14 protein-coding genes are annotated in these 12289 nt (G+C 36.3%); 2 read left to right on the top strand and 12 right to left on the bottom strand.

Annotated elements, in window-relative coordinates; all coding sequences use genetic code 11:
- Position 1: 1 nt before the first annotated feature.
- Entirely contained in the window at positions 2–601 is a 600-nt protein-coding gene (locus NKR74_RS07385) for a YphA family membrane protein (protein ID WP_098309422.1), read from the bottom strand.
- A 116-nt stretch (positions 602–717) separates the two neighbouring features.
- On the opposite strand from NKR74_RS07385, the gene NKR74_RS07380 reads away from it, so the two are divergent.
- Positions 718–852: a YpzI family protein gene (locus tag NKR74_RS07380; protein WP_098309423.1), complete on the top strand. Its 135-nt coding sequence runs from the start codon at positions 718–720 to the stop codon at positions 850–852.
- 388 nt (positions 853–1240) lie between these two features.
- Here NKR74_RS07380 and fni read toward each other — a convergent pair whose 3' ends face one another.
- The 4 genes from fni to NKR74_RS07360 all read right to left on the bottom strand — a co-directional run bounded on the left by fni (position 1241) and on the right by NKR74_RS07360 (position 4744).
- Positions 1241–2290, bottom strand: coding sequence for a type 2 isopentenyl-diphosphate Delta-isomerase (gene fni, locus NKR74_RS07375; RefSeq protein WP_253629110.1), 1050 nt, complete (start codon positions 2288–2290; stop codon positions 1241–1243).
- A gap of 12 nt (positions 2291–2302) precedes the next feature.
- Positions 2303–3451: a 30S ribosomal protein S1 gene (gene rpsA, locus NKR74_RS07370; protein WP_098309425.1), complete on the bottom strand. Its 1149-nt coding sequence runs from the start codon at positions 3449–3451 to the stop codon at positions 2303–2305.
- 217 nt (positions 3452–3668) lie between these two features.
- Positions 3669–4346, bottom strand: a complete 678-nt coding sequence (gene cmk / locus NKR74_RS07365; RefSeq protein WP_098309577.1) for a (d)CMP kinase — start codon at positions 4344–4346, stop codon at positions 3669–3671.
- Positions 4347–4570: 224 nt separating this feature from the next.
- Positions 4571–4744 (bottom strand): DUF5359 family protein, encoded by a 174-nt coding sequence (locus tag NKR74_RS07360; protein ID WP_098309426.1) that lies wholly within the window; start codon positions 4742–4744, stop codon positions 4571–4573.
- A 281-nt stretch (positions 4745–5025) separates the two neighbouring features.
- On the opposite strand from NKR74_RS07360, the gene NKR74_RS07355 reads away from it, so the two are divergent.
- Positions 5026–5997: an asparaginase gene (locus NKR74_RS07355; protein WP_098309427.1), complete on the top strand. Its 972-nt coding sequence runs from the start codon at positions 5026–5028 to the stop codon at positions 5995–5997.
- 99 nt (positions 5998–6096) lie between these two features.
- Here NKR74_RS07355 and NKR74_RS07350 read toward each other — a convergent pair whose 3' ends face one another.
- The 7 genes from NKR74_RS07350 to NKR74_RS07320 form a co-directional block, all read right to left on the bottom strand.
- Entirely contained in the window at positions 6097–7077 is a 981-nt protein-coding gene (locus NKR74_RS07350; RefSeq protein ID WP_098309428.1) for a YpdA family putative bacillithiol disulfide reductase, read from the bottom strand.
- Between the two features lie 118 nt (positions 7078–7195).
- Positions 7196–7726 (bottom strand): peptidoglycan recognition protein family protein, encoded by a 531-nt coding sequence (locus NKR74_RS07345; protein ID WP_098309429.1) that lies wholly within the window; start codon positions 7724–7726, stop codon positions 7196–7198.
- A gap of 79 nt (positions 7727–7805) precedes the next feature.
- On the bottom strand, positions 7806–8039 hold the full coding sequence (locus tag NKR74_RS07340) for a DUF3961 domain-containing protein (protein ID WP_253629109.1): 234 nt from the start codon (positions 8037–8039) through the stop codon (positions 7806–7808).
- 286 nt (positions 8040–8325) lie between these two features.
- The gene (gene gudB, locus NKR74_RS07335) at positions 8326–9615 is read right to left on the bottom strand and encodes an NAD-specific glutamate dehydrogenase (RefSeq protein ID WP_098309431.1); all 1290 of its coding nucleotides are present in this window, start codon (positions 9613–9615) and stop codon (positions 8326–8328) included.
- Between the two features lie 243 nt (positions 9616–9858).
- Positions 9859–10464: a genetic competence negative regulator gene (locus tag NKR74_RS07330; RefSeq protein WP_098309432.1), complete on the bottom strand. Its 606-nt coding sequence runs from the start codon at positions 10462–10464 to the stop codon at positions 9859–9861.
- Between the two features lie 77 nt (positions 10465–10541).
- Positions 10542–11441, bottom strand: coding sequence for a MerR family transcriptional regulator (locus NKR74_RS07325; protein ID WP_253629108.1), 900 nt, complete (start codon positions 11439–11441; stop codon positions 10542–10544).
- Positions 11442–11468: 27 nt separating this feature from the next.
- Positions 11469–12245, bottom strand: a complete 777-nt coding sequence (locus NKR74_RS07320; protein ID WP_253629107.1) for a metallophosphoesterase — start codon at positions 12243–12245, stop codon at positions 11469–11471.
- Positions 12246–12289 lie beyond the last annotated feature (44 nt).

Raw genomic sequence — 12289 nt, 5'->3', positions numbered from 1 at the left:
ACTACCCTTGCCCCTCCTTCACTTGTTTTTGCTTAAATTGCCCTGTGTATGTCATTATTTTTCCAACGCTATATAGAAGGCTAAAGAACATTGTGGACACAGCAACCATATTAAAAAACTGCAAGCTACCGAGTTGATACGGAAAATTGAAGCTCTTTAAGACAAAAGCTACAAACAACTCACCTTGCAAAGCCCCTACATATAATCCCCATATACGTAATAGACGGTCTCGATGCAATAAAATAGATATATAAACGAGAATACCACTCAGCATCCATGTACGATTTATGACAATCCAAATCGGATCGTATAATTCTATTAAAGAAAAACTTGTATATAGCATTGCGATTATAAGCGCACAAAGTAAAGTATAGATTTTTTTCCATACTGAATATGCTGCAATTCCAACAAATGAAATTCCGCCCAGCAAAAGAGCATTTACTGAGATTGTGAAAGAAGAAATTGAAATCACTGTTTGCGAACAACTAATAAATAATAAAATGGCAGCACTAACACAAAGTCTAAACGTATCTTTTTTCAAAAAAAACGTTGCAATAATCCATCCCATCCACGCTAAAAAATAAAAATAACTTCCTTCCACGTTATCACCTCCTATTATTTCCATTATGGGGATTTTTCATGAAAAATAATCCTGTTCTACAGCTGCATATTTTTAAAAATAACAGCAACACTTTGTACTAAGGAGGTGGGGACACTATGGGTAAAGATCGTCAAGAAAAAAAATTGAAACAATCGCGACGTGTGGAATCTGATCGCAGTCAGTCACTACAATATCCGGGCGCAACAGGATTCGATACACCGGAGCAAGCGCGAAAACAAAATCAACATTAAAACAAAAACAGCCAACGTGTCGTTGGCTGTTACTTTGTTACTCGGTATTAATAAGCAGTAAGATTTCTGCCTCGAAATTCCAAGATGTATCTTAATAAACAAAAAAACAACCGAACGGTTGATTTTTTCCTTGCTCTATCAAACAATAAAATGAAACTCCCATCAGTGGATGTTTTCTTCATCCCCCACTGATGGAAAGCCCGCTTGAGCGGGCTTTTATGGACAGTAAGACCCCCACGCCTCAAAGATAGGTGGGGGTCTTACTATCCGTTAATGCGGGATAAAAAACCAATTAACAGAGCTGACTACCAGTGCAGAATGCAACAAATACAGCGTTAAGGATTCACTTTAGTTTTACTTCGCCAAAAACCCCCTAGATAGAGTTCGTTCAGCGCTTGCCATATATTGTTGTATCAATCCCACGCTGGATAAGCCAATGGTATGTATCACCATTAATAACAATCGGCACTCGTTGAAGCTCCGCGATTGTTCGCGCCCCCAGCGCTGTCATTATAAACTGCAAATCTCTATGTAGTAATTCTATTTCTTCCATTAATTTCTCAATACCTTCATTTATCAGTATTCGTAAAAAATGGCCAGCAAACGCCGCAGCCGATGCTCCTAATGCTAATGCTTTCGCTACATCAAGGGCTGTTTGAATACCACCCGATGCAATAATAGAGAGGTTTTTTTGTATAGAGGATGCTTCAATTAAAGACGAAACAGTCGGAATGCCCCACTCATTGAAATAAGGAAGCACTCTCTGCCTTCTTTCATTTTCAACCGCAGCAAAGTTTGTGCCGCCATAACCGCCAATATCTATAATAGAAACACCAACATTGGCTAAATTCTCTACCGTTTCTTTACTCATACCAAAACCAACTTCTTTTACTATAACAGGAACAGAAGAATATTTTACAATTTGTTCAATTCTCTCTAGTGCACCTGTAAAATCTCTATCGCCTTCTGGCATTGTCAACTCTTGAATGACGTTCAAATGAATTTGCAATGCGTTTGCTTCAAGCATATCAACAGCTCGCTGTGCTTGTTCTACTGTTGCTTCGCTTCCTAAGTTTGCAATAACAATTCCATTCGGATTCGTTTTTCTCACAATTTTATAAGATGCAGCTTCTTGAGGATCTTTTAACGCTGCCATTTGCGAACCGACAGCCATCGCAAGCTGATGCTGATGCGCTGCCCAGGCTAGTTGTTCGTTAATATGTAGTGTATGCTCTCCGCCCCCACCAGTCATCGCATTGATAAAAATCGGCGAACTTAAAGAAAGTTCGCCGATTCCTGTTTGAAATGATATACTTTCATAACTTATATTTGGTAAGCTTTGATGAACAAAGACAATGTCACGAAAGCCATGTGTACGAGACTGTCCGATAGAAAGAGCATACTCAATATGTTCTAATTTACGCTTTGCTCTTACCACACATATCCCTCATTATTTCTTTAATTTTTTTAGCTGTTCTCCAATAATATCACTTAATTGGAATGTAGCAGAATCAGAAGATGGTTCATATTTACTGTAATCTTCTGTTACATTATTTTCTTCAAGCGCTTCTTTTATACTTAAGGAAATACGTTTTTCTTCTGAATGAACTTCTAACACCTTTACTTTTACGTCTTGTCCGATTTCTAATACTTCATTCGGATTTTTCACATGACGATTTGCAATTTGAGAGACATGTACAAGTCCTTCTACACCAGGAAGAATCTCAACGAATGCCCCGAAAGTAACAAGACGTTTTACTTTCCCATCTAATATATCGCCTGCTTTTACTTGATTTGCAACATTTCCCCAAGGTCCTGGCTGTGCTGCTTTAATAGATAAAGAAATACGCTGTGTATCAGCATCAACAGATAAAACTTTTACTTTTACAGTTTCTCCCTGTGATAATACATCAGATGGTTGTTCTACACGATCGTGAGAGATTTGTGAAATATGAACTAAACCATCCACACCACCAACATTTACAAATGCTCCAAAATCAGTTAAACGTTGTACTGTTCCTTCTACAATATCACCTTCTTTTAAAGAAGAAACAGCTGCTTTTTTCTTCGTTTCCAACTCTTGTTCTACAACTGCCTTATGAGAAAGAATAACACGATTTTTCTCACGATCTAATTCTACAATTTTTACTGCTAATGTTTTCCCTTTATAATCAGTAAAATCTTCGACGTAATGCACTTCTACAAGTGAAGCAGGAATAAAACCACGCACACCAAGGTCAACTACTAGACCTCCGTTAACGATATCTTTGATTGTTACATCAAATACTTCACCTGATGTAAATTTCCCTTGTAATACTTCCCATGCTTTTTCTGCATCTACAGCACGTTTAGATAACACTAGATCATCATCTTCTAATTTAATTACTTTTAATTCAAGAGTTTGTTCTACTTCTACAACATCGCCCGCTTTTTCAATATGGACATTCGCCAATTCACTAATTGGAATGACACCATCAGTTTTGTACCCAACATTCACAAATACTTGCTTTTCTTCGACTTTTGTTACTTTACCTGTAACAATGTCACCTACTTGTAATGCCTTTGTGTCGACAACTTCTTCATTCATTTTTTCTACCATGGAAATACCTCCCTACTGAAATGGCAAAGCATCTTTATGTATATACGAAATGGAAACAATAGCTTCCATTTGCATGTATGTAAAATATTTAGAAAATACCCTCTTTTACTAACTTCTAACAAATCGACGGATTTGTCAAGGAAATTGTCTCATTAATTAACAGGAAGAATCGTATGTTTCAAGAAACAAAAATAAGGAAAGAGGCTAACCTCTTCCCTTATTCTGCGAACGTTACCGATACAATATCCATAATCTTTTGAACTACTTCTTCAATAGATAAAGATGTTGTATCTAATTCAACTGCATCCTCGGCTTTCTTTAACGGAGACACTTCACGTTCAGAATCTAATTTATCACGGCGCGCAATTTCTTCTTTTAGTTGTTCTAAATTAGATGGAAATCCTTTTTGAGTATTTTCTAAATGTCTTCTCTCTGCTCGTTCCTCAACAGAAGCTAACATGAAAATTTTCACTTCCGCATTCGGCAATACGTGCGTTCCAATATCGCGGCCATCCATAACAACGCCGCCTTTTTCTGCTAACCCTTGCTGACGGCGTACCATTTCTTCACGAACGAGACGATGTCTTGCCACAATTGATACACGATTTGTTACTTCTGGTGTGCGAATCACTTCTGACACATCTTGTCCATTTAAAAAAACAAGTTGTACATTTTCTCTATGTTGAAATTTAATATCTATATTTTTTATGACTTCCATTAACTTTTCTTCATTTTCAATATCAACACTTTGCTGCAGCGCCGCATACGTTACTGCGCGATACATTGCACCCGTATCAATATAAACATAAGAAAGTTTTTTAGCAACAATTTTGGCAACCGTACTTTTCCCTGCAGCTGCAGGGCCATCAATTGCAATCGAAATTCGTTTATCCATTGTAACACCCCATTTTTCACTTATAAAAACAGAAGGAAAAGCAGGTACGTCCCCCCTGCTTCTCTCATGATTGTTTCACTTTGCATTAACAGGCAGTAAGAGCCTGATTAATTAAATTACGATCGACGTGGAGAAAAATTCTCCTACTAATAATCGTTTCACTTTATTCCGTTTCAAGTCCTCAACTATTGTAGCATAATCCTTCTTAGAAGCAAATGAAAAAGCTATTGATTAACCTCTAAAATATTCGTCATAACCCCTTTTGTTACTCCTTCATAATATACAACTTTTGATACATATTTCGCTATATGCTCTTGGGTTAAAAGTAATTGGACAATACATAGACAAAGACATTGTCCAATAAGTAAACGAATTAAAATCTTCTCTATTTTCTTCAAACTCCACATCTCCTTTTACTTATTACCTCGCTACTTTTTGTCAGTAAAACTCCCGCTTCAAGATTCTGAGGAAACAAAGCAGATAAATTGTAAATAACTGTTGGCATGCGTCCGATTGGTTCAACTAACCTACAGTGAGGATGAAGCCCCCACTGTTGGAAGTTTCACTTTATTTTCATTGTGATAATCTCTTATAAGTTTTATACTTTTTCATTGTCGAATCCAGGCAAATCATGTTATGTTCTTAATGTATTTTCATTGATTGGAGAGGGGTAAAGGCATTGAAAAAAATTCTTGTTTTACACACAGGTGGAACAATTGCGATGGAAGAAGATAAAGAAACTGGGGTTGTTCAACCTGGCGCGCAAAATCCACTTTTAAAATTCATTCCAAATTTAGAAGAAGATATCGATTTAATTGTTGAAGATGTCTTTCATCTTCCATCTCCTCACATGACACCAAATGAAATGCTGCAATTGCAAGTCATGATTGATGAGAAGGTTAAGAACGATAACGTGCAAGGAATTGTTATTACACACGGAACAGACACGTTGGAAGAAACAGCTTATTTCCTTGACTTAACTGTACAAGCTGATGTACCAATTGTTGTGACAGGAGCAATGCGCTCAAGTAATGAGTTAGGTGCTGATGGTTTATATAACTTTTTGTCAGCTGTTAAAGTTGCTAGTAGTGAAGAAGCAAAAGGAAAAGGTGTCCTTGTTGTATTAAACGATGAAATTCACTGTGCAACGAATGTAACAAAAACACATACAAGTAACGTAGCAACATTCCAAAGTCCGCAATATGGTCCAGTTGGAATGGTAACGAAGCGCGGCGTTGTCTTTCACCAAGCATTAGTGCATCACGAAAAATATGCCGTTACACAAATTACAAAAAATGTTGTCGTATTAAAGGCATATGCAGGTATGGACGATACATTATTAGCTGCAATTGAACAACTACCGGTTGATGGAATTATCATCGAAGCACTTGGACAAGGCAACTTACCGCCACGCACACTTCCTGCACTGCAACGTTTAATAGATAAAGATATTCCAGTTGTTCTTGTTTCTCGCTGCTTCAACGGTATTGTTCAAGATGTATATTCTTATGAGGGCGGCGGCAAACAATTGAAAAACATGGGCGTTATCTTCACATATGGTTTAAATGCTCAAAAAGCACGTATTAAGCTGCTTGTTGGGCTAGAAGTAACAAAAGAACAAATAGAGATTCAAGCTATGTTTAAACATTAATATACGATTGTAACAAAAAAACACCTCCTTAATTCGCATTTCTAAAGCTACGAATTAGACGGAGGTGTTTTTCATTTGTCACCATTCATTAATAAATTTTTATTGTTCTCGCTCTGCAATGGTTTTCGCAATTGCGTCTCCATGAAATCTACCATTTTCTATAAAAATTTCATTCGCATTATTACCAGCAGCAATTACACCAGCAATAAAAATCCCTTCCACATTCGTTTCCATCGTTTCCTCTTTATACAGTGGTCTTCCTGTTTCAGAATCAATTTCTACGCCCATTTTCGTTAAAAAACCATGATCTGGATGATAGCCTGTCATGGCAAAGACATAATCATTTGAAATTGTATACTCTTCGTTTCCTACTGTATACGTGGCTGTATGTTCTGTAATTTCTTTTACATGTGCACCAAATTCCATTTTTATCGTACCTTGACGAACTAACGCTTCAAATTCTGGCAAAATCCATGGTTTAATACTTGGAGAATATACTTGTCCTCGATATAAAACCGTCACACGCGCTCCGCATTTTACAAGTTCTAATGCCGCATCTACACTTGAGTTCTTTCCTCCGATTACCACAACATCACGATCAAAATACGGATGACCTTCTTTGAAATAATGCGCAACCTTTTCTAACTCTTCTCCCGGAACATTCATATAATTAGGGTTATCATAATACCCAGTTGCAATAATAATGTATTTTGCTTTATATTTCTCTTGTTTCCCGTCATTCTTTACTGTTTGAACAAGAAAAAAATCCTCTTCTTGCTGTACTTTTTCCACTCGTTCAAAAGCGTTTACACGTACATGCTTCCGTTTCACTACTTCTCGATAATATGCTAATGCTTGATTCCGAACAGGCTTACGGTTTTCTGTAATAAAAGCAACTCCACCAATCTCTAGTTTTTCACTAGAAGAAAAAAATGTTTGGTGTGTTGGATAATTATAAATTGCATTAACAATATTTCCTTTTTCAATGACAAGTGGATTAATCCCGACATTTTGCATTGCAATCGCTGCTGCTAATCCGCATGGTCCGCCTCCGATAATAATCGCTGTTTCTTTTTGCATGTAAAACTCATCTCCTAGTCTTCTGCTCTCTATTCAAATAAAAAAATTACAAAACAAGAAAAAACCTACTTTCAGCAGTAGGCACCTATCTTTATTGTATTCATTTTTCATATATTTGTCATCTATACGATACGTACATGCGATAGACGTCCGCTAAAAATTGTCGAAAAGGTATACCTTGATTATTTAATACATGTTCCGGATCAATTTTACGAGCAGGATCAAGCTTTTTATGCGAGACAATAGCTTTCTTTGGATTTAAACCAAATTTGTGACACAAATACGCATGATACCAAGTAAAACGTGTATATGCATCCCAAAAATTTATATTCCCACCGTAGCAAAGTTCAACACCGATCGCTGCGCTGTTAGCATTGTGACCAAATATTTCATTATCTGTCGGAACGTTGTACCGAACATGGTAGGCTACCTCATTGATTGGAATAATCTCTAATATAGTTTTATCATCAATAAATGTATGAGCTGAAGCTTTTGGTTGCACTTCATTAAAATAATCTCGATTCCCAACCGCATTGCTGCCGGGATTTCCAGTATCATGACTGACAATAAAACGAACTTTTGAAAGTCGAATTCCAGATCGAGAGCCTCCGTGTTTAATATAATTTCGCTGTATAGGAAACTTCGCCATTCACATCATCTCCGCTCTTATAAAATTACCTTCCTAATCTTATATGTATTCAGACGATGTGTCTCTAACGCAAACATTATTATGAAAGCAGAAAATCCATCATATTCGAAGCAAATATCATAAACAATAACACACTTACTGCCACCGTATAAAAACCATAAAACCAAATTTCATCTTGCTTCGTTTCTAATCCAAAAAAACAATTCACTGTATGTAGGAAGGAAGAGCGTTGCACATGCTTTTTGCGTAAATTTTCAACTCGTTCCATTACATGTGTTGGCATCATAAAACGTTGTTCTGCAGTCGTTTTCATTAGAATCTCTCCTTTATAATTGGTGAATACTTCCCATCAGTGAGTACTGAACAAACTCCTTACCAATGGAATTTTCACTTTATTTCCGTTTTTCTATCTAAGGAGAGTATAGCACAAATGTTCTATTAGAACAAGTGTTCTTTTTTGTTTTTTACTAATTCATATAACTCATAAGCCATACAACTAATGCCCATGCAACTGCAATAACCGACCCAACAATATTATTACAACAAAAAACCGCAACTCCCTTTACAGGAAATTGCGGTTTGCATAATCAATAAGCGGTTTATACCCAACCTCTGAAGCGGCTTGCTTCTGCCATTTTACGAACACCAACCATATAAGCTGCTAAACGCATATTCACTTTGCGAACTTGCGCCGTTTCGTAAATAGAATTAAATGAGCTTACCATTACTTTTTCTAAACGAGCTTCTACTTCTTCTTCTGTCCAATAGTAACCTTGGTTATTTTGTACCCATTCAAAGTAAGAAACTGTTACGCCACCAGCACTCGCTAATACGTCTGGAACAAGTAAAATACCACGTTCTGTTAAAATTTTTGTTGCTTCTAACGTTGTAGGGCCATTCGCTGCCTCTACAACAATTTTCGCTTTAATATCCGCTGCATTTTCTTCTGTAATTTGATTTTCAATTGCAGCTGGTACTAGAATATCACATTCTAGTTCTAATAATTCTTTATTTGAAATTGTATTATTAAACAATTTCGTTACTGTACCAAAGCTATCGCGACGGTCTAATAAGTAATCAATATCTAAGCCGTTTGGATCATGAAGTGCACCGTAAGCATCGGAAATCGCAATTACTTTTGCTCCCGCATCGTGCATAAACTTCGCTAAGAAACTACCTGCATTTCCGAAGCCTTGTACAACAACTCGTGCACCTTTAATGTCAATACCACGTTTTTTCGCCGCTTCACCAATACAGATTGTTACGCCTTTTGCAGTTGCTGTCTCACGGCCATGAGACCCACCTAATACAAGCGGCTTACCTGTAATAAATCCAGGTGAGTTAAATTCGTCAATACGGCTATATTCATCCATCATCCATGCCATAATTTGTGAATTTGTAAATACATCTGGAGCTGGAATATCTTTCGTTGGACCTACGATTTGGCTAATTGCTCTTACATAGCCACGGCTTAATCTTTCTAGCTCACGGAAAGACATTTCACGTGGGTCACAAATGATACCACCTTTACCTCCACCATACGGCAGATCAACAATACCACATTTTAAACTCATCCAAATCGAAAGTGCCTTTACTTCGTTTTCCGTTACATTTGGATGGAAGCGGATACCGCCTTTTGTTGGACCAACAGCATCATTATGCTGAGCACGATATCCTGTAAATATTTTAACAGTTCCATCATCCATACGAACTGGAATCTTTACTGTCATCATACGAATCGGTTCTTTAAGTAACTCATATACCTCGTTTGGATAACCCAATTTCTCTAGGGCTTCTTTAATAACAATTTGTGTCGAATTCAACAGTTCGAAGTGTTGTTCTCTTTGTTGTGTTTGTGTTTGTGTTTGAGCTCCCTTTTCGGCTACCATAGTAAGTAAACCCCCTGTAATTTCACTTGTTTAGTAAACCTTCATTGCCTAGTATACACTCTTAAAATAGGAATGCAAGAGAAAACGCTAACAAATATATACAAACCTTTTTATTTTTTGCAAACGTTTTCAATATCATTATAGTCTTTTTATTCTTTTTAGAAAAGCGAAATACGTTAAAAACTAATATTTTTTATATAATGATTAAATATTTCACATAAAGAAAAACCTCAACTGTATCACTTAGCTGAGGTTTTCTTTTGTGATAAAATACTTATATATTTGCTCAATTGCTTCATTCGCCATAAGTTCTTTTCCATATTCCATCATTCGATAAATTGTAATTGTAGAAGAGTTACCAAACTCTGCTAAAATGGCAATCATATCTTCTTTCAATAACATAGTAGAATCTTCTTCTAACCATAGATAAAAACGATTTTGCCACGCATAAAGCTTTCCACCTGTTACTCCAAGATTATATAAACGACCTGCTAATGCAATTACATCCTCCAATGAAGCAAATTCGTATAGTATATGTTCGCTCTCATCAAGAGTAACTTGCATTTCAATATATTCATCTTGAAATTCTTCTTCCGTATCTGACTCTTGATTTTCTTTCGTAACAATAACAACCATACCTTGTGCTTGCAACGAAAACACCTCTACCGCAATTGGACCATCCGCTTCAAAGCCGAGCTCTTTATTCGCTTCTTGCATCATATCTCGAAACAGTTGTTGTACTTTCGGCGCATTTTTCCATAAATCTTCTTTTGTAAGTCCACGTTCTGACAAATCGTCGAACGTCAGAAAGATTTTAATTTTATTGTAATTTAAACGCTCCAACCTCATCCCGTAACCTCCTTACGCAACCGTTGCATCTAATTTTTATTATATGAAACAGAAAATAGATGGTTCTTTCCGAACAACTATTCTGACATTTTTAACCATTCATCCCATTCTTCTTTCGTATCCCCAACAAACCAGTTACGAGTCTCTTCGTTTTCTTCATCAGAAGTAAACTCAAAGGCAAAACCGCTAAGCCCAACACAAAGGTTTGCATATTGTTCATGTAATCTCTTTGCAAGCTGAACACTTGTCATTACATTTTCTTTTATTGTACAAGAAATAAACAAGATTTTAGGATTTACTTGTTTGATTACATCATCAATATCAGCTTCTTCTATGCCTGTCCCAATATAGATTACTGGATAACCTTTTCGACGCAAATATGTTGTAAAAATAAATAATCCAAGTTCACATAATTCCCCTGGAGCGCATATAGAAAGCACCTTTGGTAGTCCTGTATTAATAGGCATACTATGATGCATCATTCCGATACGCGAGCGTAAAAACGAAGTCGCATACCGTTCTTCTGCACTTGTTATTTTTTCATTCAAGCGCATATCTTTTAACCTTACAAGCAATTTTATTAACACATCTGCAATTACTTTATCTATAGAAAAAATACTAAAAGCTTCATCCAGTAACTCGAGAGCTTGCATTTCATCAAATTTTAACAAAGAAGAAAGGATATCGTCTACTAAAAGTTCTACTTTATTATATTCTATTTCTGATAAATTGTGATTTTGTAATTGATTATTTTCTAATAAACTAACCGCTTGTCCAATGGTAAACCCTTGATTCACTTTGTTAATAAGCCACTTTAATATTTGAACATGTTCTTCTGTATATAATCGATGTCCAGCATTATTACGCTTCGGTGCAATGATTTGATACCGTCTTTCCCAAGCTCGCAATGTTCCTGGATGTATACCGAGCATATTTGACACCACTTTAATATTATATTTACCTATTGAACTTGGCATATCTCTTCCCACCTTAAAAAAACAACGTCAATCTTTTCTTTGTAATGTAATCAAATGTGTTTGTGCAGGAGCACGAAAACGCAATGGTACAAGTGTTGTTCCATAACCATTACTTACAAACAAAGTCGTATGTGGATATTCATAAATTCCACCTTTCAAAAAACGTGTAAAATGAAATAACCGAATTTGTCCACCATGCGTGTGACCACTTAATACACAGGAGATATTTTCCGTTCCATTTAATTTATATACGATATCAGGATTATGACTCACAAGGATACGAAATCCCTCTTCTTCACAATCTGCTAGTGCTAAATCTAAACGATCACGTTTCAAACTTACATCGTCAACACCTAGTAACCATATCTTTTCTCCAAACTCTGATTCAAATAAGGTCCCTGTATTGTCTAAAATTTTCACTCCATTTTGAAGAAGCAACGCGTCTAATTCGTGAAAATCAATTTCATAGTCATTATTCCCCCAAACAAAATACACTTGTCCCATTTCATTTAACCGTTTAATATTATCAACTACTCGTGTTAGCGGTACCCCTTGTTCAGCTAAATCTCCACCTATAATAACGAGATCTACTTTCCCTTTCACTTGCTGTATTAAAGTTTGAGAAATCGTTCTTCTGTGAATATCCGAAATAAAAAAAATTCGTACTTCTCCAAAACTAATTGGAAACTCCGCAAACGATACGGTGTGTTCTAACAATGTATCACGCATCGCTTCTCTATACATCATAACAAAGCAAACAATCACAACGCATAATATGAAACAACCTAGTAATCCCCATGTCATACACTTTCCTCATCTTTCCTCTTAACAAAATCTAACCACATAAT

This window comes from Bacillus sp. 3103sda1, assembly GCF_024159135.1.
Lineage (GTDB): Bacteria > Bacillota > Bacilli > Bacillales > Bacillaceae_G > Bacillus_A > Bacillus_A rhizoplanae.
The sequence above is the reverse complement of the archived record's forward strand: the minus strand, read 5'-3'. Positions and strand labels throughout refer to the sequence as shown.